This window comes from Catellatospora sp. NPDC049609, from assembly GCF_040675365.1.
GTDB lineage: Bacteria > Actinomycetota > Actinomycetes > Mycobacteriales > Micromonosporaceae > Catellatospora.
This window is the reverse complement of record NZ_JBFAOU010000134.1, coordinates 1-22,523: the sequence shown is the minus strand read 5'-3', so window position 1 is coordinate 22,523 and position 22,523 is coordinate 1. Positions and strand designations below refer to the sequence as shown.

Sequence of the window (22,523 nt, the reverse complement as noted above, 5' to 3'; positions counted from 1 at the left end):
GCCGCCTGGTGCGGGCCGCTGGCGCAGGCGCCGCGGCGGGCCACGGTGTTCCGCGACGGCGTGCCGCACGAGCTCACCGGCACGGGCGAGCAGACCGCCCCGGTCGGGCCGCCCGGCCGGTACGTGTCCGACCCTGACGGCGCCGTGGTCCGCGCCCACCTCGTCGCCGAGTACGCCGCCGCACACGGGGGCCGCCTGGCCGACCCGACCATCGCGTACGTCTGGACCGACGAGCCCGTCGTCTCCCCGTTCGGCCGCTGCTTCGAGGTCGCCGAGGTGCTCCCGTTCTCCCTCAAGCGTCTGCGCGCCACCCTGCGCGAGCGCGGCGTCGGCCGCCTGGAGATCCTCAAGCGCGGCTCCGCCCTCGACGTCGAACAGCTCCGCCGCGACCTGCGCCTGTCCGGCCCCCACGCCCTCTCCCTCATCCTCACCCGCGTGGCCGCCGCCCCCACCGCCCTCCTCGCCCACCCCCTCCCCACCCCTCTGCGTTGATCATGAACTTAAGGTTGATCATGAACTTAAGTACGTGTTCGACGGCGTGTCGCCACCCCAGCACCGTGATCAACGGGCGGCGGTAGCATCCGCACATGGCCCAGGGGACTCCCGCGACAGCGCTGCTCAGCAAGCAGAAGGTGGCGCACACGCTGCACACCTACGAGGTGTCCGCGGACTCCCCCAACTACGGCGCGCTGGTGGCCGAGGCGATCGGCGCCGACCCGGCCCGCGTGTTCAAGACCCTGGTGACCGAGGTCGACGGCAGCCTGACCGTGGCCGTGGTGCCGGTGACCGGCGAGATCGACCTGAAGGCACTGGCCGCCGCGGCGGGCGGCAAGAAGGCGGCGATGGCCGACCGCGACCTGGCCGAGAAGACCACCGGCTACGTCCGCGGCGGCATCAGCCCGCTGGGGCAGCGCAAACGCCTGCCGACCGTGATCGACCAGTCGGCCCTCGACGGCGACACCATGTACGTCTCCGCCGGCAAGCGCGGCCTCCAGCTGAAGCTGGCCCCCACCGACCTGGTCCGCCTCACCCAGGCCACCCTCGCCCCCATCGCCCGCCCCTGACCCGCCCCGCCCCACACCCGCCCTGCGGACCCCGCCGCCCCGCTCACCTCCCGCCCAGCGCGCCCACCGCGCCCAGCGCCGCCCCGGCGCCACCCCGCTCGCCCCGTCACGCCGCCCCGCCCCACTCCCCCGTCGCGCCCACCCCGCCTGCGCCCCGTTGCGCCGCCCGCCCCGCGCACACCCGCGCACACCCCGCTCTCCGCCCAAGATCCCGTCGATCTTGCACGAAGTGTTAGGGATTTGTCCTTTTTAGGCGTGTCGCACCCACCGTACGCGCAAGATCGTCGCGGGCGGGGGCCGGGCAAGGTTTCGGGGTGTGGATCTCGGGTTACGGGGACGTTGCTGAATTGTTATTGCCAACAACAAACCCGGGGCTTGCGCGTTTGGTTTTGTTCCGCATACGTTGTCGCACACAACAAAACCCGTGTGACCGGCCTCACGCACTGATTACTGCTCCGATGCACAACCGCACCACCGTTGAGTTCACACCCCTGAATCCGAGAGGATTTGCAACGATGCGCAAAGGGATCCTGGCTCTGACCATGACGGGCATGCTCGCCGTCACCGGTCTCGCCGCCTGTGCGGAAGACACCACCGACCCCGCCGCCACGAAGACGCCGAAGATCGGCGTCATCCTGCCGGACAGCAAGTCCTCGGCCCGCTGGGAGACGGCGGACCGCAAGTACCTGGAGGCGGCCTTCAAGGCTGCCGGCGTTAAGTACGACATCCAGAACGCGCAGGGTGACAAGACCCAGTTCCAGTCCATCGCCGACCAGATGATCACCGGTGGCGTCACCGTCCTGGTCATCGTCAACCTGGACTCGGGCACCGGCAAGGCCGTGCTGGACAAGGCCAAGGCGCAGGGCATCCCGACCATCGACTACGACCGGCTCACGCTGGGCGGCGGCGCGGAGTACTACGTCTCCTTCGACAACGTCGCGGTCGGCCGCCTGCAGGGTGAGGGCCTGGTCAAGTGCCTCACCGACAAGGGCGTCAAGAACCCGGCGATCGCGCAGCTGAACGGCTCGCCGACGGACAACAACGCGACCCTGTTCAAGCAGGGCGGCGTGTCGGTGCTGCAGCCGAAGTACGACGCCAAGGAGTACACCCTCGCCGCTGACCAGGCCGTGCCGGACTGGGACAACGCGCAGGGCGGCGTCATCTTCCAGCAGATGCTGACCAAGGCCAACGGCAAGATCGACGGCGTGCTGGCGGCCAACGACGGCCTGGGCAACGCGGCCATCTCCGTGCTGAAGACCAACAAGCTGAACGGCAAGGTCCCGGTCACCGGCCAGGACGCCACCGCGCAGGGTCTGCAGAACATCCTCGCCGGCGACCAGTGCATGACCGTGTACAAGGCCGTCAAGAAGGAGGCCGACGCGACCGCCGAGCTGGCGATCGCCCTGGCCAAGGGTGAGAAGAAGCAGGTCTCGCAGACCACCAAGGACTCCGAGTCCGGCAAGGACGTGCCCTCGGTGCTGCTGGAGCCGCAGGCCATCTACCTGGAGAACGTCAAGGACGTCGTCTCCGACGGCTACGTGACCAAGGAGGAGCTGTGCACCGCCGACTTCGCGGCCAAGTGCACCGCGGCCGGCATCAGCTGACCTGACAGCTCGTACAGGTGTGGTCCCTGGGGACGCGAGTGCCCCGGGGACCACACTTGTGGAACAAGCAGTAACCCCCTCGAACGGAGCCCCTGATGGGAACCCCTCTACTCGAACTGCGTGGGATCAACAAGAGCTTCGGCCCGGTGCAGGTGCTGCGGGACGTGGCCTTCACGGTTCAACCAGGCGAGGTCACCGCACTCGTCGGCGACAACGGCGCCGGCAAGTCAACGCTGGTCAAGTGCATCGGCGGCATCTACCCCATCGACTCAGGCGAGTACCTGATCGAGGGCAGGCCGGTCCACGTGCACAGCCCGCGCGACGCCGCGCAGCTGGGCGTCGAGATCGTTTATCAGGACCTGGCGCTCTGCGACAACCTCGACATCGTCCAGAACATGTTCCTCGGCCGTGAGCGCCGCAGCGGCATGATCCTCGACGAGCCGACCATGGAGCAGCTCGCCTCGGAGACCCTGGCCAGCCTGTCGGTGCGGACGGTGAAGTCCGTACGCCAGCAGGTGTCCAGCCTCTCCGGCGGCCAGCGGCAGACCGTCGCCATCGCCAAGGCCGTGCTGTGGAACAGCAAGCTGGTCATCCTCGACGAGCCCACCGCCGCGCTCGGCGTCGCGCAGACCGCCCAGGTCCTGGAGCTGGTGCGCCGTCTCGCCGACAACGGCCTGGCCGTCGTCCTGATCTCGCACAACATGAACGACGTGTTCGCCGTGTCGGACCGGATCGCCGCGCTCTACCTGGGGCAGATGGCGGCGCAGGTCAAGACGACCGACGTCACCCACGCACAGGTGGTCGAGCTGATCACCTCGGGTCGCAGCGGCGCGCTGGGCCTCGCTGAGAAGGGAGTGGCGGCATGAGCGCTGTGACCAAGGAACCGGCGGTCGCCGTCGCGAGGCCGTCGGCGGGGGACGACGGCATCCTGGGCTACCTGCGCGGGTACGGCCGCAAGGTGCGCGGGGGCGACATGGGCGCGCTGCCGGCCGTGGCCGGCCTGCTGGTGCTGTGCATCGTCTTCGGCCTGGCCCGCCCGGTGTTCCTCACCGCTCCGAACTTCGCCAACCTGCTCACCCAGGCCGGCCCGGTGGTCGTCATCGCCATGGGCCTGGTCTTCGTGCTGCTGCTGGGCGAGATCGACCTCAGCGCCGGCTACACCTCGGGCGTGTGCGCCGCGGTGCTGGCCATCATGCTGACCAACAACGGCTTCCCGTGGTACGTCGGCATCGCCGCGTCGCTGGCCACCGGCCTGGTGATCGGCCTGCTGCTGGGCTTCCTGGTGGCCAAGGTCGGCATCCCGTCCTTCGTGGTCACGCTCGCCGCGTTCCTGGGCTTCCAGGGCGTGGTGCTGTGGCTGCTCGACGAGGGCACCAACATCTCGGTGCGCGACAGCGTCATCATCGCGCTGGAGAACGAGTTCCTGCCGCCGCTGGTGGGCTGGGGCCTGGCCGCGGTGACCGTGCTCGGCTTCGCCGCCGTGCAGCTGATCCAGCGGCGCAACCGCCACAAGCGCGGCCTGAAGGCCGACCTGTGGCAGGTCGTCGCGTTCCGGGTGATCGGCCTGGCGGTGCTGGTCGGCTTCGCGGTCGCGATCCTCAACCAGGAGCGCAGCCGCAACCCGCTGTTCTCGCTCAAGGGTGTGCCGATCATCGTGCCGCTCGTCGGCGTCCTGCTGCTGCTGTGGACGTTCGTGCTGCGGCGCACCGCGTACGGCCGGCACGTCTACGCGGTCGGCGGCAACAAGGAGGCGGCCCGCCGCGCCGGTATCAACGTGGACGGCATCCGCATCTCCGCGTTCGTCATCTGCTCGGCGATGGCCTCGATCGGCGGCGTCCTCCTGGCCAGCCAGGCGCGCTCGGTCGACCCCAACACCGGTGGCTCCAATGTCCTGCTCTACGCCGTGGCGGCGGCCGTCATCGGTGGCACCAGCCTCTTCGGCGGCAAGGGCCGGGTCCTCGACGCCGTGCTCGGCGGCCTGGTGATCACGATGATCATCAACGGCATGGGCCTCGTCGGGTGGAGCTCGGCATACAAGTACATTGCCACCGGAGTCGTGCTGCTGCTCGCCGCGAGTGTCGACGCGTTCTCGCGTAGGCGCGCCGCCGCGAGCAGCTGACCGGCGTACATCTCAACAGGAGAATCATGCGAGCGGGACCGAGCCAGGAGGAGATCCGGCGGCAGAATCTGGGCGCGTTGCTGCGTTTCGTGCACGTGCGCGGCCAGATCTCACGCGCCGAGCTCACCTCCGAACTCGGTCTCAACCGCTCCACCATCGGCGCCCTCACCGCTGACCTGGCCGGCGTCGGCCTGGTCAGCGAGGAGGCGCCGCGGGAGACCGGCCGCGCGGGGCGTCCGTCGCTGGTCGTGCGCCCCTCCTCCGACCTGGTCTACGCGTACGCCGCGAGCGTCGAGGTGGACCGGATCCGGGTCGCCCGGGTCGGGCTCGGCGGGGTCGTGCTGGATCAGCGCGAGGCGCCCCGCCCGCGCGGGGAGGCGATCGAGGCGGTCCGCCCCATCGCCGAGTTCGTGGCCCAGATGGCCCTCGACGTCCCGCCGCAGGCCCGCTGCATCGGGGCCGGCATCGCCGTGTGCGGGCTGGTCCGCCGCGAGGACGGGCTGGTCCGGCTCGGACCGCACCTGGGCTGGATGGACGAGCCGCTCGGCCACGCCCTGCAGGACCGGCTGCCCGACCTGCTGCCGCAGGTCGCCGTCGGCAACGTGGCGGACCTGTGCGCGCTGGCCGAGCACACCCGCGGCGTCGCGGTCGGCTGCGCCAACCTCATCTACGTGTACGGCGACGTCGGCGTCGGCGCGGGCATCATCGCGGGCGGGCGGCGCGTCACCGGGCACGGCGGCTACGGCGGCGAGGTCGGCCACATGGTGGTCAACCCGCACGGCCGGCCCTGCGGCTGCGGCTCGCGCGGCTGCTGGGAGACCGAGATCGGCGAGTACGCCCTGCTGCGCGCGTCGGGCCGGGACTGCTCGCCGGGCGCGCCGACCGGCGCCGAGGTGGTGCTGTCCGTGGTGGACGCCGCCGCGCGCGGCGACGCCTCGGCACAGACGGCCGTCCGCCAGGTCGGCGACTGGCTCGGGTTCGGCGTGGCCAACCTGGTCAACATCTTCAACCCCGAGCTGGTCATCTTCGGCGGCACGCTGCGCGACGTCTACCTGGCCGCCGCGGCGCAGGTGCGCAGCCGCCTGAACAGCATCGGGCTGCCCGCCACCCGCGAGCACGTGCGGCTGCGTACCCCCAAGCTGGGCAACGACGCGGCACTGCTGGGCGCCGCGGAGCTCGCCTTCGAGCAGCTGCTGGCCGACCCGCTGGGCTGACCGGCAATACCGGGCATACGCCCGGCCATCCAGCACAATGGATGGTCGTGACCCGGGAATCCGCCCTGACCTCCCCCGATGCCGATCATCCGGCGTGCCGGGCGGTCCCGCATGTGCCCGTCCTCGCGCCCCGGCGGCTGGCGGGACTGGCCGACGTGCCGCACGCGCTGCCGTACCAGGGCAGCAAGCGCAGGCTCGCGCACGCCATCGTGCCGCTGCTGCCGCCGGACACCGACCGCCTGCTGGAGCCGTTCGCCGGCTCGGCCGCGGTGGCCATCGCCGCCCGGCACCTGCGCATCGGCCGCACCGCCGAGATCAGCGACGTCAACGAGCCGCTGATGCGGCTATGGCAGCGGGTGCTGGCCGAGCCGGGCGCGCTCGCCGACGACTACGAGCTGCTGTGGCGGGAGCAGCTGGCCGACCCGCGGGCGTACTACGACGCGGTCCGGGTCCGGTTCAACGAGGCCGGCGAGCCGCACTGCCTGCTCTACCTGCTGGCCCGCTGCGTCAAAGCGGCGGTGCGTTACAACCGCGAGGGCGGGTTCAACCAGGGGCCGGACAAGCGCCGGCTGGGCGCGCGGCCGGACACGATGCGCGCCCGGCTGACCGCCACGGCCCGCACGCTGGCCGGGTGCCGCGCCTACTGCGCCGACTACGCCGAGGTGCTGGCCCGCGCGGAGCCGGGCGACGTGGTCTACCTCGATCCGCCGTACCAGGGCGTGAGCCGCGCGCGGGACCACCGCTACATGGCCGGCCTGCCGCGCGAGGCGTTCGTGGCGCGGCTACGCGACGCGGTCGCCGCGGGCACCTCGTTCGTGCTCTCCTACGACGGGGTGTCCCGCGACCGCACCGGCGACCGCGCGTACGGCGACCCGCTGCCCGCCGACCTCGGGCTGCTCCACCTGCACGTCGACGCGGGCACCTCCACCCAGGCCACCCTGCACGGCCGCCGCGCCCGCACGGTCGAGTCCCTCTACGTCTCCCCCGCCCTGGTCACCCGCCTCGGCGGCCCCGCCGCCGTGAGTCAGGACTGCCAGGAGCGCCAGAGGGCGGCGTAGGAGCCGTCGGCGGCGACCAGCTCGTCGTGGGAGCCGAGCTCGGCGATGCGGCCGTCCTCGATCACGGCGACCCGGTCGGCGTCGTGCGCGGAGAACAGGCGGTGCGCGATCGCGATCACGGTCCGCCCGTCCAGCACCGCGGCCAGCGAGCGCTCCAGGTGCCGGGCGGCCCGCGGGTCGATCAGCGAGGTGGCCTCGTCCAGCACCAGCGTGTGCGGGTCGGCCAGCACCAGCCGGGCCAGCGCGAGCTGCTGCGCCTGGGCGGGCGAGACCTCGTGGCGGCCGCTGCCGACCTCGGTGGACAGACCCTCCGGCAGGTCGTCGACCCAGTCCAGGGCGTCCACCGCGGCCAGCGCCCGGCGGATCTCGTCGTCGTCCGCGGACGGCTTGGCCAGCGCGAGGTTGTCGCGCAGCGTACCCAGGAAGACGTGTTGCTCCTGGGTGACCAGCGCGACGTGGCCGCGCAGCTCCTCCAGCGGCAGCTCGACCAGGGGCGCGCCACCCACGGCGACGGAGCCGGTGCGCGGCCCGTCGATGCCCGCCAGCAGCCGGCCCAGCGTCGACTTGCCCGCGCCCGAGGGGCCGACCATGGCCAGCCGCTCGCCGGGGGCGATGGTCAGGTCGACGCCGTGCAGCACGTCGCGGCCCGGGACGTAGGCGTACCGCACGTCCTGCGCGGTGAGCCGCTCGGAGTCCGGCCGGGCGCCGCTGACCGCGCGGTCGTCGCCGACCTCGGCCACGCCCAGCAGGCGGGCCAGCGACGTCGCGCCGACCTGCAGCTCGTCGGCCCAGCCCAGCAGCCGGTCGATCGGCTCGACGAGCTGCTGCACGTAGAACACGGCCGTGACCACCTGCGCCAGCTCCGCCCAGCCCTGGATGTAGACCAGCCGCCGAGGAACAGCGTCGCCACCACCGGGAGCACGAACCCGACCTCGACCACCGGCCAGAACACGGTGCGCAGGCGGAGGGTGGCCCGCTCGGCCCGGTACTGCTCGTGCAGGTCGGCGTCGGTGCGGGCGATGCGGCGGCCGCCGGTGCGCAGCGCCTCGGTGGTCCGCGCGCCGTCGAAGGTCTCGGTGAGACCGTCGATGACCTCCGAGGAGGCGGCGTTCTCGCGCAGGTACGCCTTGGGCGCGCGGCGCAGGTACCACCGCGCGCCGCCGATGATGATGGGCGCGCCGACCAGGCAGGGCAGCGCCAGCAGCGGGGACAGCCAGATCAGCGCGCCCGCCGTCAGCACCAGGGTGATGATCGCGATCAGGGTCTCCGGCACGCCGCGGCGCACGCTGTGCGACAGCTGCGCGACATCCCGGCTGGTACGCGTGACCAGGTCGCCGGTGCCCGCCCGCTCCACCGTGGACAGCGGGATGGCCAGCACCCGGTCCACGAACTCCTCGCGCAGCTCGGCCAGCACCCGCTCGCCCAGCGTCGCCGAGGAGAACGCGGCGAACCGGGTCAGCAGCGCCTGCACCAGCACGAACACGACCAGCGCGAGCGCGATGCCGTCCACCGCGGACACCGTGGTGCCGTGCTCGATCGCGCCGATCAGCCGCCCCAGCAGGAACGGGGTGACCAGGCCCGCCAGCGCGGCGAGGCCGTGCAGCACGATCACCCGGGTCAGCGCGCCGGGGTGGCGGCCGAGCAGGCGCCGGGCGTAGCGGCGTACCGCGGCCGCGTCGGCCACGGGAAGCTGAACCCTCATTCGACGCTCCTCGTGACGACGGCCCGGTAGCGGGGCTCGGCGGCCAGCAGCTCGCGGTGGGTGCCCTCGGCCAGGACCTTGCCGTCCTCGACGTACACCACGTGGTCGGCGCGGTCGAGCAGCAGCGGGCTGGTCGCGGTGACCAGGGTGGTCCGGCCCTGGCGGGCGGCGCCCAGCCGGTCGGCGATACGGGCCTCGGTGTGCGCGTCGACCGCGCTGGTCGGCTCGACCAGGATCAGGATCGGCGGGTCGGCGACCAGAGCGCGGGCCAGCCGCAGCCGCTGCTGCTGGCCGCCGGAGAACTCCCGGCCGCGCTCGGCGACGAACGCGTCGAGCCCGTCCGGCAGCGCGTCGACGACCTCCTCCGCGCCGGCGGTGTGCAGCGCCGCCGCGATCCGCGCGACGTCCGCGGCGCCGGTCGGGTCCAGCTCCTCGCGCAGCACGCCGCTGAACAGCCGGGCGTTGTTGTCGGCGACCAGGATGCGGGCGCGCACCTCGTCGCGGGTCGCGGCGGACAGCGGCACCCCACCCAGGGTCACCTCGCCGTCGGCGTACCGGCCGAGACGGTCGGCGATCTCGATGGCGTCCTCGGGCCGGTCCGCGGCGAGCACGGTCAGCACGCCGGGGCGCACGGACAGGCCCGACTTCACGTCGGCCAGCACGCCGTGCTCGGGCAGCGCCTGCGGCTGCGCCGGCCCGGTGATCTCCGGTTCGAGCCGCAGCACCTTGAGCACGCGGCCCGCGGAGACGTGGCCGCGGGTCATCTTCTCCATCATCTCCGCGAGCGTGCGCAGCGGCATGATCAGGAACGCGGCGTACCCGTACGCCGCGGCCAGGTCGCCCGGCTGGATCTCGCCCGCCACGGCCAGCCGCGCGCCGATCCAGGTGACCAGGGCCAGGAACAGCCCCGGCATCAGCACCTGGATCGCCTCCAGCAGCGAGTCGATGCGCGCCGCGCGGACCCCGGCCTCACGCAGCTGCTGCGACTGCTCGCGGTAGCGGCCGGCGAAGACCTGCTCGCCGCCGATGCCGCGCAGCACCCGCAGCCCGGCCACGATGTCGGTGGCCCGCCCGGTCAGCGTGCCCTGCTGGTCGCGGTAGGCCTGCTGGCGGCGGTGCAGCGGCTTGATGAGCAGGCTCACCACGGCCATCTGCACCGGCACGCCGAGCAGCACCACCAGGCCGAGCTTCACCGAGGCGGTGAGCAGGATGACGGTGACCGTGACCAGGCTGACCACCGCGGCCGAGCCGCGCGCGGTGATGTCCAGGGCGTTGCCGATGTGCGAGGTGTCGGCCGCGCCGATGGCGACCACCTCGCCGGTGGCCAGCCGCTTGGGCAGCGTCGCGCCGAGCGCGTTGGCGTGGCGCACCACGGCCTGCACGGTGCGGAAGTTCGCCGACATCCAGTTGAACACCGCGTTGCGGTGCCGCATGATGCCGCTGGCCGCCTGCACCAGCCCCAGCAGCAAGAACGCCCCGGCCCACTGGGCCAGGGCGGAGGTGTCGCGGGTCGTGATGCCGGCGTCGATCGCCTTGCCGATCACCATCGGCATCAGCGCCGCGGTGAGCATCCAGGTGATGCCGAAGAACATGCCGAACCCGATGGTCCGGAACTGGTGCGTGGCCAGCCACCACACATAACGGGTGGCTGACCTGCTGTCGGGCGTGCCGGGATCGGCGACAGGTAAGGATCGCATAGCGGCGCTGAACTTACTAAACCCGGCCGCGGAACGCCAACCGGTTTTCGGCCGTTCACGCAGCCAGCAGGCCGGGCAGGTCACCCAGACGGCGTACCGTCTCGCCGGTCCAACCCGGATCGCTGTCGGCGTACTCCACGGTGCGGATCACGCGCATGCCCAGCGCCGCCGCCCCGGTCAGCTCGCCGCCGTGCCCGTCGCCGACGAACACGCACTCCTCCGGCGCCACGCCCAGGTCGCTGCAGACCTTCAGGTACATCACCGGATCCGGCTTGACCGCGCCCAGCAGGCAGGAGAAGGCGGCCACCTCGAACCGCGACGCCAGCGGCTGCCCCCGCCAGAGCGTCACCGTCTCCACCGAGCAGTTGCTGACCAGCGCCAGCGCGTGGCCGCGGGCCCGCAGCCCGTCCAGCACCGCGAGCACGCCCGGCCGCGGCCACAGCAGGTCGCGGCAGAACCGCATCCGGGTCACCTCGGCGAAGCGCACCGCGGCCTCGGTCGGCTCGCCGCCCAGCCGGTACGCCAGCGTCCGGATGGTCTCGTCGAGGTTGCCGAACTCGCCCCGCATCCGGGCCGGCAGGGTGCCCCGGAACAGCGCCGCGAAGCGCTCCGGGTCGACGCCCAGCGCCGTCGCCATCCGGCGGCTCACCTCGTCGCGGTGCGCCTGCGGCCGGTCCGGGACCAGCGTCTCGTAGAGGTCGAAGAGGATCGCACCGCCCCGCCGCCGCGTCCGCCGCATGTCCAGCACGCGCAGAGGTTACCGGAGTATGGGACGGCGGCGGCACCTCCGCACGGACCGGATCTGCGTCACGGGCGGACGGTCTCGTCGCGGACCGTCGCGTCGGCCTGCTCCCGCGGCGACAGCGCCTGCGGGCCCGCGTAAGGGCGCAGGTAGCGCCGCTGCGGGCCGGGCATCCCGTCCTCGATCACGAAGCCCGCCTTGCGCTGCGCCGGGGCGCCCGGCCGCCGCACGTACGGCAGCGTCATGAAGTCCGCGGTGAACGCGGCGGGCGTGATCCTGCCGTGCACATACCCGCGCTGGTTGTTGTAGAGGTGCAGGTGCCGGTTGTGCGCCAGGAACGGGTGCGTCGCCGGGTCCGAGTCGGCTCCGTCGCCGCCCGTGGTCAGCGAGGTGCAGACCAGCTCGGAGCCGACCACCGGCGAGTGCGGGTCGTCGAAGTCCGCCTTCACGTCGGCCGCCCAGTGCGCGTGCACGTCGCCGGTGAGCACCACCGCGTTGCGCACGCCGTACTCGCGCCAGCCGCGCACGATCCGCCCGCGGCAGGCGGCGTACCCGTCCCAGGCGTCCTGGCTGGTGCTCCTCACCGGCCCGGCGTCGCGGTCACGCTGCGAGAAGAAGACCTGCTGGCCCATGATGTCCCAGGTGGCGACGCTGCGCCGGTACCCGTCGAGTAGCCAGCTCTCCTGCGCCGCGCCCAGGATCGAGCGGGCCGGGTCGGTCGCGGCCGGACAGTCCCGGTAGCCGTCACCGCAGCCCTGGTCGTCGCGGTACTGCCGGGTGTCGAGCAGGTGGAACGTGGCCAGCCTGCCCCAGTGCACCCGCCGGTGCAGCGGCAGCGCCGTGCCCCGCGGCCGCTGCGCGCCGCGCAGCGGCATGTTCTCCCAGTACGCACGCATCGCCGCGGTCCGGCGGGCGGCGAAACCCGGGTTCGGCCGCTCGGGCACCGCGCCCGCCCAGTTGTTGTCGACCTCGTGGTCGTCGAAGACCACCAGCCACGGCGCGGCCGCGTGCGCCGCCCGCAGGTCCGGATCCAGCTTGTACTGCGCGAAGCGCTGCCGGTAGTGCGCCAGCGTCTGCGTCTCCGGCCCCGCGTGGTCGCGCGCGTTGCCGCCCGGCGCGTTGTAGACGCGGGCGGCGTACTCGTACACGTAGTCGCCCAGGTGCAGGATCAGCTCCGGCTCCGACTCGGCGATCCGGCGGTACCCGGTGAAGAAGCCGTGCTCGTACTGCGAGCACGACAGGAACGCCAGGCCCAGCGCGGCGGGCTGCGCGGTGAGCGCGGGCGCGGTGCGGGTCCGCCCCACCGGGGAGATCCACCGGTCCACGCCGAACCGGTAGAAGTACTCCCGGCCCGGTCGCAGGCCCGTCGGCTCGACGTGCACGCTGTGCGCCCAGGACGGCTCCGCCCAGGTCGTGCCGGACGCCGCCAGCCTGCTGAACCGCTCGTCGTGGCCGACCTGCCACCAGACCTGGTACGCGCGGTCGCCCATGCCGCCGCGCCCGTCCTCGGACATCGGCGTCACCGCCAGCCGGGTCCAGATCACGAACCCGTCCGGCGACGGGTCACCCGACGCCACCCCGAGCGTGAACGGGTCCGACGGCGGCCCGTCCGCCCGCACCGGCCGCCCGAACAGCCCGGCGACCACCACGACCCCGCCGCCCGCCAGCAACCCCCGCCGCGTCACCACCGACGCCACCCCACCCCGCCGCCCTCACGGCCTCGCCGTCCTGTCGCAACTCTTAACGAGTCGCGGCTACAGCGGGTGGTCGAAGGCGCGACTCTTCAGGAGTTGCGACCGGCGAGTGGGCCGTCGGCGGGGCGGTGGGGTGGGGTGGCGGTGGGTGGGGGTCAGCGGTCGACGGGGGCGAAGTCCCAGACGTGGGGGGAGCGGGCGGTGAGGTTGTCCGGGGGGTCGGGCAGCGGGCGCGGGTCGCCGCGCCAGCGCGAGATCACCACGATCCGCTGGTCGGTGGAGGAGAACACCTCACTGGCGATGTGCAGCGGCTCGACCTCGATCCGCGGCACCGCCTCGTCGCACACCCAGCTCAACAGGTCGGTGAAGGTGCGGGGATACGCCCGCACCTCCCACATCCGCACGATCACGTCGTCGCCCTCAGCACCGGGCAAAACTACACTCCCACAAGCGTCAGCGGCATCGCGGAGTCGGCCGGGAAGTCCAGCTTGGACGGAGCATTGCCGGCGGCGACCAGATGCGCGCCGAGCGCGGCCACCATCGCGCCGTTGTCCGTGCACAGCTTGGGCCGCGGCACCCGCACCGTGATGCCGTACTTCGCCGCGCGCTCGGCGGCCATCGCCTTGAGCCGCGAGTTCGCGGCCACGCCACCGCCGATGACCAGGGTGTCGATGCCCTGCGACCGGCACGCGTCGATGGCCTTCATGGTGAGCACGTCGCAGACCGCGTCCTGGAAGCTCGCCGCGACGTCGTCGACCGGCACCGGCTCGCCGCTGCGCTCGCGGGCCTCGACCCAGCGCGCCACGGCGGTCTTCAGGCCGGAGAAGGAGAAGTCGAACCGGTGCTCGACCAGGTCCTTCGGCCCGGTCAGGCCGCGCGGGAACGTGATCGCGAGCGGGTCGCCGTTGCGCGCCGCCTTGTCGATCGGCGGGCCGCCCGGGAACGGCATGCCGAGCAGCCGGGCCACCTTGTCGAAGGCCTCGCCGGCCGCGTCGTCGATGGTCGCGCCGAGCGGGGTGACCCCGCGGGCGAGGTCGTCGACGCGCAGCAGCGACGAGTGCCCGCCCGAGACCAGCAGCGCGATGGCGGGCTCGGGCAGCGGCCCGTGCTCCAGCGTGTCCACCGCGACGTGCGCGGCGAGGTGGTTCACCCCGTAGATCGGCTTCTCGGCCGCCAGGGCCAGGCCCTTGGCCCCGGCCACCCCGACCAGCAGCGCCCCGGCCAGGCCCGGCCCGGCGGTGACCGCGATGGCGTCGATGTCGGCCAGGGTCACCCCGGCCTCGTCCAGGGCCCGGTGCAGCGTCGGCACCAGCGCCTGCAGGTGCGCGCGGCTGGCCACCTCGGGCACCACGCCGCCGAAGCGCGCGTGCTCGTCCACGCTGGAGGCCAGCGCGTCGGCGAGCAGGGTGTGCCCCCGCACGATGCCGACGCCGGTCTCGTCGCAGCTGCTCTCGATCCCGAGAACCAGCGGTTCGTCCTTCACGCTCACGCCTTCTCCTCGCTTCGCTCGTCGGCGGCCCGAGCCGCGCCGAGCCCGACGGTTCGCTCGCGATGCTCGCTCACGGTTCTTCCCGTCTCATCACCAGTGCGTCGGTGTTGCTGGGCTGGTAGTAGCCCTTGCGGATGCCGATGACCTCGAAGCCGTACCCGGCGTAGAGCCGCTGCGCGGCGGCGTTGTCCGAGGCGACCTCCAGCAGCACCTGCTTGACCTGGTGCCGCCGGCCCTCGGCCAGCAGCGCCTCCAGCAGGGCCCGGCCGATGCCGCGCCGCTGCGCGTCCCGGCGTACCGCGATGTTGTTGATCCAGCCTTCGCCCTGCCCGACGGCCAGCCCGGCGTAGCCGAGCACGGTGCCGTCGTCATCGGTGGCGACCAGGTAGTGGTGCCCGTTGGCCAGCTCGTTCCAGAACATGGGGGCGGTCCACTGCTCGGCGCCGAACAGGTCCGCCTCGACCGGCAGCAGCTCCTCGATCTGCCACCACCGCAACCGGTCGATCTTCATCGCTCGCTCGCCGACAGGGCGGGCTTGCGGGCCGAGGGCTCGACCGCGTCCGGCCGCCGCAGGTAGAGCGGGGTCAGCGGCTCGCTCGGCGCGCCGTCGCGGACGCGCTGCGCGGCTAGCTCGACCAGCGCCGCCGGGTCGGGGAAGAGCGCCTCGCCGGCGGGCAGGCCGAGCACGTCGGCGTACTTGACCGCGCCCTCGCCCGCCGCGGTGGTGACGCCGAACTCGGCGAGCCGGGGTGCGACGTCGGCGGGCTTGTCCACGGCCGGGCCGGTGAGCGGGCTGCCGTCGGCGTACACCGCCCAGTACACCTCGCGCCGCCGCGCGTCCGTGGCGACCAGTGCCCGGCCCGCGGTGCGCAGACCCAGCGCGTCCAGGGTGCAGACGCCGTACGCGGGGATGCCCAGCGCCATGGTGAACGAGGCCGCCGTGACCAGGCCGACCCGCAGCCCGGTGAACGGGCCTGGGCCGACCCCGGCGACGACGGCGGCGAGGTCGCGGGGTTTGACCCCGGCCTCGGCCAGCACCGCGTCTATCTGGGGGGCGAGCAGCTCGCCGTGCGCCCGGCCGTCCACCACGGCCCGCTGCGCCAGCACGGCGTGCCCGGAGGGGTGGACCTCGGCCAGCGCCGCCGTGACCGCGGGCGTAGCGGTATCCAGAACCAGCACCAACACGCCCCCCACCCTACTGCCCACCCCGCCCCACCCCGATGATCATGAACCTATGGCACGGCTCGGCGGCGTGTCGCGGCCACCGCCTCCTGATCGACTTCGCGGCCGACGGTTGTGGGACGGTGCGCGGGCCTGGGCGGTGTGCGGCGTACTGCTGGGTAGGCTGGGACTCATGTGGCAGGCCGACGCACAGTCCCAGGTCGTGGTCGACCTCGACGCGATCCGCGCGAACGTGACCACGCTGCGGTCGCACACGTCCGCAGAGGTCATGGCCGTGGTCAAGGGCGACGGGTACGGGCACGGCATGGTCGCCTCCGCCCGCGCCGCGCTCTCCGGCGGCGCGACCTGGCTCGGCGTCTGCACCCTGGACGAGGCGTTCGGCCTGCGCGACGCGGGCCTCACCACACCCGTGCTGTCCTGGCTGTGGCTGCCCGGCCAGCCGGTGGGCCGGGCGATCGAGCGCGACGTGGACCTCAGCGTGGCGAGTCTCTCGCAGCTCGCGGCGGTGCTCGCCGGGGCGCGCGAGGCCGGCCGCGCCGCCCGCGTCCACCTCAAGATCGACACAGGCCTGACCCGCAGCGGCGCCACCGCGCAGGAGTGGCCCCAGCTCGTCGAGGCCGCCGCCAAGGCCCAGGCCGACGGGTACGCCGAGGTCGTCGGCGTGTGGAGCCACTTCGTGTACGCCGACGCCCCCGGCCACGAGACCATCGACCGCCAGCTCGCGAACTACGCCGACGCGCTCGACGTCGCCCAGCGGCTCGGCGTCGAGCCGCAGCTGCGCCACCTCGCGAACTCGGCCGCCACGCTGACCCGCCCCGACACCCACTTCGACCTGGTCCGGCCCGGCATCGCGACGTACGGCCTGTCCCCCCTCGACGACCCCGCGATCCGCGCCTCGCTGCGCCCGGCGATGACCGCCCGCGCCCGGGTGCTGCTGGCCAAGCGCGTCCCCGCCGGACAGGGCATCTCGTACGGGCACACCTACGTCACCGAGCGGGAGTCGACCGTGGCGCTGGTGCCGCTCGGCTACGCCGACGGGGTGCCGCGGCACGCCTCCAACAGCGGCCCGGTGCTGCTCAACGGCGAGCGCTACACCGTCGCGGGCCGGGTCTGCATGGACCAGTTCGTCGTCGACGCGGGCGACGCGCGGGTGGCCGAGGGCGACGAGGTGATCCTCTTCGGGCCGGGCGACCGGGGCGAGCCCACCGCCGACGACTGGGCCGAGGCCGTCGGCACCATCAACTACGAGATCGTCACCCGGTTCGGCAGCACCCGCGTGCCACGGGTGTACGTCGGTGATGCCGCGTGAACGGGCGGACCATGTTCCAGGCGGCGCGGTTTCAGGCGGCGCGGTCCCGGGCGGCTTGTGAGCGGGTCGGGCGCAGCGAGGTGACGGCATGAGCGACGGTGCCGCGGACGGCAAGTCCGCGACCAAGGACAAGCCCGCCGTGCCCGTGGTCCGGCGGCGCGCCGGGCTGATCGGCGCCGTGATCGGTGTCGCCGCGGCCGGCGTCGCGGCGGGCGTCGCCGTCGAGCGGCTCGTCGTCAGGCGCACCCGCGACAAGCCGGAGGGCGACCCGTACGCCGACGAGCCCTTCGGGATGCTGCCGTACGACGAGACGCTCACCGTCACCACCGACGACGGCGTACAGCTGCACGTCGAGATCGTCGAGCCGGTGGACGGGATCGCCGTGGAGATGGGCACCCCAGGCCCGCCGGAGCCGACCATCGTGTTCGTCCACGGCTTCTGCCTCGACCAGGGCACCTTCCACTTCCAGCGCAAGGCCCTGGACACCCTCGGCGAGCACCGGATGGTCTTCTACGACCAGCCCGGCCACGGCCTGTCCACGGCACTGCACGACGGGGAGTACGAGCTGCCCGCGCTCGGCGACGCGCTCTACGACGTCATCAAGGCCACCACGCCCGTCGGCCCGATCGTGCTGGTCGGCCACTCGATGGGCGGCATGGCCATCATGGCCTGCGCCGAGCAGCACCCCGACCTGTTCGCCGACCGCGTCGCGGGCGCGGTGCTCATCGCGACCAGCGGCGGCCAGCTCGACGGCATCAGCTACGGCAACCTGCCCAACATCCTCAACCGGGCCAGCGGCCCGCTGCTCGGCCTGCTCTCCGGCGCGGCCCGGTTCACCGGACCGATGATCGACAAGGCCCGGCAGGCCAGCACCGACCTCGCCTGGCTGCTGACCAGGCGGTACGGCTTCGGCGGGGACAAGCCCAGCCCGGCGCTGGTGTCGTACGTGGAGCAGATGAACTCGCGGACCAGCACCGAGACGGTCGCCCGCTACATCCGCACCATCAACAGCCACGCCCGCTACCCGGCACTGCGCGCCCTCAACCAGGTGCCCGTCATGGTCATCTGCGGCGACTGCGACATGATCACGCCGGTGGCGCACTCGGAGGAGATCTGCCGGCTGCTGCCGCACGCCAAGATGGTGCTCATCCCCGACAGCGGGCACGTGACCATGCTGGAGCACGCCGACGAGGTCAACCAGGCGCTCATCACCTTCCTGGACGAGCTGGAGCTTCTATGATCCTGACCACCGTGGACGACACCCGCGACTTCGGCGCGCGGCTGGCCGGCGTGCTGCGCCCCGGCGACCTGGTCGTGCTCAGCGGCCCGCTGGGCGCGGGCAAGACCGCCCTGGCCCAGGGCGTGGGCCGGGGCCTGCGGGTGCTCGGCGACGTCACCTCGCCGACGTTCGTCATCGCGCGGGTGCACCGGCCCGACCGGGCCGCGGGCGGCACCGTGCCGATGGTGCACGTGGACGCGTACCGGCTGGGCAACGTCACCGACCCCCGGGCCCAGGTCGACGACCTCGACCTCGACGCCTCGGTCGACGACTCGGTCACCCTCGTCGAGTGGGGCGAGGGCATGGTCGAGCAGCTCGCCGACTCCTACCTCGAGGTCCGCATCACCCGCCGCGACGACGACGCCCGCGAGATCACCCTCGTCCCCCACCACGGCACCTGGCCCGACCGCCTCGCCACCCTCACCGCCGGCACCCCCGCCTAGATCACCCGACTTGCCAGGCAACTGGGCGTATCTTGACCCGTCATTCGCCCACTTGCCTGGCAAGTCGACGGATCTTGGCCGCCCCGCGACGTCTGCGCGCCTCGCGACGTCTGCGCGCCTCGCGACGCCTGCGGGGCCCCGCGATGGCTGCGCGCAACGCGACCTCCTGCGCGCAACGCGACCGCCGGGCGCCCAGTGACCACCGGCGCGGCCCTGTGGGTGCCGCCGTCCCGGGCGGGGGCGGCGGAGCGGTCAGCGGGGACGGACAGGGGCGATGCCGACGGGGGTCTTGGTGAGGGAGGCTACGGCGGGGCGGAGGGCGGCGGCGACGTCGGCGGCTGTGACAGGGCCGGAGTCGGCGGCCAGGCGGCCCGCGAGGCCGTGGACGTACGCGGCCGCGACGGCCGCGCGGATGGCGGGCAGGCCGCCGGCCAGCAGCGAGCCGAGCAGGCCGGACAGGACGTCGCCGGTGCCGCCGGTGGCCAGGGCGGGCGTGCCGGTCGGGTTCACCCAGGCCTCGCCGGACGGTCCGGCCACGACGGTGCGGTCGCCCTTGAGCAGCACCACCGAGCGGGTCCAGGCGGCGAGCTTCTGCGCCGCGGCGACCCGGTCGGGGCCGGGCTGCTCCCCGGCGAGCCGGGCGTACTCGCGGTCGTGCGGGGTGAGCACGGTCGGCGCGTCGCGGCGGCGCAGCTCACCGGACATGGAGCCGTCGACGAGCAGGGTGACGGCGTCGGCGTCGAGCAGCACCGGCACCGGCGCGGCGAGCACCGCGCGCAGCTCGCCCGCGGCGCGCTCGTCGGTGCCGAGGCCGCTGCCGCAGACCCAGGCCTGCACCCGCCCCGCGTCGGCGACGCGGGGCGCGGCGATGACGCTGGGATGCGCGGGCACCACCAGCTCGTGCGCCGACCCGGCGTAGCGGACCAGGCCGGCGGGGCCGGCGAGCGCACCGGACAGCGAGAGCAGGGCGGCCCCGGGGTATCCGGCTGAGCCGGTCGCCACGCCGACGACGCCGCGGGTGTACTTGTCGGAGTCCGGGCCGGGCTGCGGCCACCACGCGGCGATGTCGGCGGTGTCGGCGATCCGCAGCGCGGGGTCGCCGTGCAGCCACGGCGTGATCCCGATGTCGACCAGCTCGACCTGACCGGCCAGCACCGCGGCGGGGCCGACCACGTGGGCCGGCTTGAGGCAGCCGAAGGCGACGGTGACGTCGGCGCGTACGGCGGTGCCGGGCACGTCGCCGGTGTCCACGCCGACGCCCGACGGGACGTCCACGGCGATCACCGGCGGGCGCGGGCTCAGGCCGCCGAGCTGCTCGGCCAGGGTCAGCGCGGTGCCGCGCAGGGCGCCGGTCGCGCCGATGCCGAGCAGTCCGTCGACGACCAGGTCCACCCGGCCCGGCCAGTCGGCCAGCACCCGCCCGCCCGCGGCGCGCAGCGCGGCCAGGCCCTCGGCGTGTGCCCGCTTCGGGTCGCTGAGCAGCGCGCCGACCTGCACACCCTGCCGCGCGAGCATGGCTCCGGCGTGCAGCGCGTCGCCGCCGTTGTCGCCGGGTCCGACCAGGAGCACCACGCGGGACGCGTACACCCCGCCCTGGTCGCGCAGGGTCACCGCGCAGCGGCGGGCCAGCCCGGCGGCGGCGCGCTGCATCAGCGTGCCCGCGGGAAGCGTCGCCATCAGCGCTGACTCGGCCGCCCGGACCTGCGCGACGCGGTACACCGACCTCATGTGGAAACCTCCTGATGGCGCGGCTGGACGACCGGCGGTGCGCTCAGCGGCGCGCCCGGTCGCGGACCGTGGCGGCGTTCGGCCCGCTCACAGCCCGGCCTCGGCGATGACGACCGCGGACGCGATGCCGCCGTCGTGGGAAAGGGAAAGGTGCCAGCGCTCGACGCCGCGCTCGGCGGCGACCGCGGCGACCGTGCCGGACACGGTCAGCCAGGGCCGCCCGTCGGGGTCGACCACGATCTCGCAGTCGTGCCACTGCATGCCCGCCGGGGCGCCCAGCGCCTTGGCCACCGCCTCCTTGGCGGCGAACCGGGCCGCCAGCGACTCCGGCGAGCGGGCGTGGCCGGTGCGCGTGGTGCGCTCGGCCTCGGTGAACAGCCGCTCGGCCAGCAGCGGGGTCCGCTTGAGCGCCTGCGCGAACCGCTCCACCAGGACCACGTCGTTGCCCACGGAGACAATCACGTGTTGACCTTAAGGTCTCAGGTGTGGATCTGGTACTTCGCTCCGGGAACGTGTACGGCACGCCCGGCGCCACGGCCGTCGCGGTCGATCAGGGCGTGATCGTCGCCGTCGGCTCCGACGACGAGCTGAAACCGCTGGTCACCGCGCGGACCGAGGTCATGGATCTCGGCGGCCGGCTGCTGCTGCCGGGGTTCCAGGACGCCCACGCGCATCCCGTCTTCGCCGGGCTCAACCTGCTGCGCTGCGACCTGACCGAGCTGCACGACCAGGCCGGTTACCTGCGCGAGCTGGCCGCATACGCCGCGGCGCACCCCGACCGGGCCTGGCTGATGGGCGCGGGCTGGTCGTACGACGCCTTCGGCGGTGCCCAGCCCGACCGGGCCGCGCTGGACGGCGTGGTCGCGGACCGGCCGGTGTACCTGGCGGTGCGGGACGCGCACAGCGCCTGGTGCAACTCGCGCGCGCTGGCGCTGGCCGGGATCGACCGGCACACGCCCGATCCGGAGGGCGGCCGCATCGAGCGCGACGCCGACGGCGAGCCGACCGGTGTGCTGCACGAGAGCGCCATGGAGCTGGTCAGCTCGGTGGCGCCCCGCCCGGACACGGCCGAGATCGGGCGCGCCCTGCTGGTCGCCCAGTCCCGGCTGCACGCGCTCGGCGTGACCGCCTGGCAGGACGCGATCCTGGGCGACTACGGCGGCTGGCCGGACGCGTTCGAGGCGTACCGTGCCGCCGACGCGGCGGGACTGCTCACCGCACGGGTGCGCGGCGCGCTGTGGTGGGAGCCCTCACGCGGCCTGGAGCAGCTCGCGGAGCTGCGGGAACGCCGCGAGGCGGCGCGCACGTCCGGCGGCGCGAACTTCCGCGCCGAAACCGTCAAGATCATGCAGGACGGCGTGGCGGAGAACTTCACCGCCGCGATGATCGACCCGTACCTGGACGGCTGCGGCTGCGCCACCGAGCGCCGCGGCATCTCCCGGGTCGACCCGGCGCACCTGCGGGAGATCGTGTCCCGGCTGGACGCCGACGGCTTCCAGGTGCACTTCCACGCGATCGGCGACCGTGCCGTCCGCGAGGTGCTCGACGCGGTCGAGCCGGTCGCGGGCTCGCCCCGGCGGCACCACGTCGCCCACGTCCAGGTCGTGCACCCCGCCGACGTGCCCCGCTTCGCCCGGCACAACCTCACCGTCACTTTGCAGGCGCTGTGGGCGGCGCACGAACCGGCGATGGACGAGATGACCATCCCCTTCCTCGGCCCGGAGCGGGCGAGCTGGCAGTACCCGTTCCGGGCGGTCCACGCCCACGGCGGCCGCCTCGCCATGGGCAGCGACTGGCCGGTCTCCGACCCCGACCCGATGCGCGCGATCCACGTCGCCGTCAACCGCGTCGCCTTCGGCGCCGACGAGCCCCCGCTCGGCCCCGAACAGGCCCTCGACCTGGCCACCGCCCTCACCGCCTACACCGCCGGCTCCGCGTACGTGAACCACTTCGACGACAGCGGCCGCATCGCCCCCGGCCTCCGCGCCGACCTCACCCTCCTCGACCGCGACCCCTTTATCACCCCACCCGCCGACCTCGGCGCCACCCACACCACCCACACCTGGATCGCCGGCCGCCTGATCCACCCACCCCCAGCCCCCTGACCCCCCGCGCCTCCGGGTCGATCTTGCGCGAACTGTGGGTACGACACGCACCTTCCGGGCAAATGGGCAACAGTTCGCGCAAGATCGTCGGGAT

The 22,523-nt window shown here is 73.5% G+C and carries 19 protein-coding genes and 2 pseudogenes; 11 read left to right on the top strand and 10 right to left on the bottom strand.

Features of this window, described 5'->3' with window-relative positions:
• From AB0J67_RS28920 to AB0J67_RS28890, 7 genes and pseudogenes are all read left to right on the top strand, one after another.
• Positions 1–492, top strand: a pseudogene (locus AB0J67_RS28920) (SAM-dependent methyltransferase); the annotation flags it as partial.
• 95 nt (positions 493–587) lie between these two features.
• A complete protein-coding gene (ybaK, locus tag AB0J67_RS28915) occupies positions 588–1,064 on the top strand; it encodes a Cys-tRNA(Pro) deacylase (protein ID WP_363486664.1) in 477 nt (158 codons plus the stop codon).
• Between the two features lie 515 nt (positions 1,065–1,579).
• The gene (locus AB0J67_RS28910) at positions 1,580–2,668 is read left to right on the top strand and encodes a sugar ABC transporter substrate-binding protein (RefSeq protein ID WP_363486662.1); all 1,089 of its coding nucleotides are present in this window, start codon (positions 1,580–1,582) and stop codon (positions 2,666–2,668) included.
• 92 nt (positions 2,669–2,760) lie between these two features.
• Complete coding sequence (locus AB0J67_RS28905) at positions 2,761–3,534, top strand: ATP-binding cassette domain-containing protein (RefSeq protein ID WP_363486672.1); 774 nt, start codon at positions 2,761–2,763, stop codon at positions 3,532–3,534.
• Positions 3,531–4,787, top strand: coding sequence for an ABC transporter permease (locus AB0J67_RS28900; protein ID WP_363486660.1), 1,257 nt, complete (start codon positions 3,531–3,533; stop codon positions 4,785–4,787). Before AB0J67_RS28905 ends, AB0J67_RS28900 begins: the two co-directional genes overlap by 4 nt.
• A 26-nt stretch (positions 4,788–4,813) precedes the next feature.
• Positions 4,814–6,001: an ROK family transcriptional regulator gene (locus AB0J67_RS28895; RefSeq protein ID WP_363486658.1), complete on the top strand. Its 1,188-nt coding sequence runs from the start codon at positions 4,814–4,816 to the stop codon at positions 5,999–6,001.
• 47 nt (positions 6,002–6,048) lie between these two features.
• Entirely contained in the window at positions 6,049–7,059 is a 1,011-nt protein-coding gene (locus AB0J67_RS28890; RefSeq protein ID WP_363486656.1) for a DNA adenine methylase, read from the top strand.
• Here the strand turns inward: AB0J67_RS28890 and AB0J67_RS28885 are convergent.
• From AB0J67_RS28885 to tsaB, 8 genes and pseudogenes are all read right to left on the bottom strand, one after another.
• Positions 7,026–8,761: pseudogene (locus tag AB0J67_RS28885) on the bottom strand (ABC transporter ATP-binding protein). The gene AB0J67_RS28890 and the pseudogene AB0J67_RS28885 overlap by 34 nt on opposite strands.
• Positions 8,758–10,458, bottom strand: coding sequence for an ABC transporter ATP-binding protein (locus AB0J67_RS28880; RefSeq protein WP_363486654.1), 1,701 nt, complete (start codon positions 10,456–10,458; stop codon positions 8,758–8,760). Before AB0J67_RS28880 ends, AB0J67_RS28885 begins: the two are co-directional and overlap by 4 nt.
• A gap of 55 nt (positions 10,459–10,513) precedes the next feature.
• Positions 10,514–11,197 (bottom strand): HAD-IA family hydrolase, encoded by a 684-nt coding sequence (locus AB0J67_RS28875; RefSeq protein WP_363486670.1) that lies wholly within the window; start codon positions 11,195–11,197, stop codon positions 10,514–10,516.
• Positions 11,198–11,265: 68 nt separating this feature from the next.
• Positions 11,266–12,888, bottom strand: a complete 1,623-nt coding sequence (locus AB0J67_RS28870; protein WP_363486652.1) for an alkaline phosphatase D family protein — start codon at positions 12,886–12,888, stop codon at positions 11,266–11,268.
• A 161-nt stretch (positions 12,889–13,049) separates the two neighbouring features.
• Positions 13,050–13,304, bottom strand: a complete 255-nt coding sequence (locus AB0J67_RS28865) for a hypothetical protein (protein WP_363486668.1) — start codon at positions 13,302–13,304, stop codon at positions 13,050–13,052.
• A gap of 26 nt (positions 13,305–13,330) precedes the next feature.
• Positions 13,331–14,377 (bottom strand): tRNA (adenosine(37)-N6)-threonylcarbamoyltransferase complex transferase subunit TsaD, encoded by a 1,047-nt coding sequence (gene tsaD / locus AB0J67_RS28860; protein ID WP_363486666.1) that lies wholly within the window; start codon positions 14,375–14,377, stop codon positions 13,331–13,333.
• A gap of 76 nt (positions 14,378–14,453) precedes the next feature.
• Entirely contained in the window at positions 14,454–14,894 is a 441-nt protein-coding gene (gene rimI, locus AB0J67_RS28855) for a ribosomal protein S18-alanine N-acetyltransferase (RefSeq protein WP_363486650.1), read from the bottom strand.
• Entirely contained in the window at positions 14,891–15,568 is a 678-nt protein-coding gene (gene tsaB, locus AB0J67_RS28850) for a tRNA (adenosine(37)-N6)-threonylcarbamoyltransferase complex dimerization subunit type 1 TsaB (RefSeq protein WP_363486648.1), read from the bottom strand. Before tsaB ends, rimI begins: the two co-directional genes overlap by 4 nt.
• Before the next feature lie 169 nt (positions 15,569–15,737).
• On the opposite strand from tsaB, the gene alr reads away from it, so the two are divergent.
• From alr to tsaE, 3 genes are all read left to right on the top strand, one after another.
• Positions 15,738–16,874, top strand: a complete 1,137-nt coding sequence (gene alr, locus AB0J67_RS28845) for an alanine racemase (protein ID WP_363486646.1) — start codon at positions 15,738–15,740, stop codon at positions 16,872–16,874.
• A gap of 88 nt (positions 16,875–16,962) precedes the next feature.
• A complete protein-coding gene (locus tag AB0J67_RS28840) occupies positions 16,963–18,114 on the top strand; it encodes an alpha/beta hydrolase (RefSeq protein ID WP_363486644.1) in 1,152 nt (383 codons plus the stop codon).
• Positions 18,111–18,596, top strand: a complete 486-nt coding sequence (gene tsaE, locus AB0J67_RS28835; RefSeq protein ID WP_363486642.1) for a tRNA (adenosine(37)-N6)-threonylcarbamoyltransferase complex ATPase subunit type 1 TsaE — start codon at positions 18,111–18,113, stop codon at positions 18,594–18,596. Before AB0J67_RS28840 ends, tsaE begins: the two co-directional genes overlap by 4 nt.
• Positions 18,597–18,848: 252 nt before the next feature.
• On the opposite strand, the gene AB0J67_RS28830 is transcribed toward tsaE, so the two are convergent.
• On the bottom strand, positions 18,849–20,324 hold the full coding sequence (locus tag AB0J67_RS28830; protein WP_363486640.1) for an NAD(P)H-hydrate dehydratase: 1,476 nt from the start codon (positions 20,322–20,324) through the stop codon (positions 18,849–18,851).
• Between the two features lie 87 nt (positions 20,325–20,411).
• Positions 20,412–20,786, bottom strand: coding sequence for a holo-ACP synthase (locus AB0J67_RS28825; RefSeq protein ID WP_363486638.1), 375 nt, complete (start codon positions 20,784–20,786; stop codon positions 20,412–20,414).
• A gap of 23 nt (positions 20,787–20,809) precedes the next feature.
• On the opposite strand from AB0J67_RS28825, the gene AB0J67_RS28820 reads away from it, so the two are divergent.
• Positions 20,810–22,429, top strand: a complete 1,620-nt coding sequence (locus AB0J67_RS28820; RefSeq protein ID WP_363486636.1) for an amidohydrolase — start codon at positions 20,810–20,812, stop codon at positions 22,427–22,429.
• Positions 22,430–22,523 lie beyond the last annotated feature (94 nt).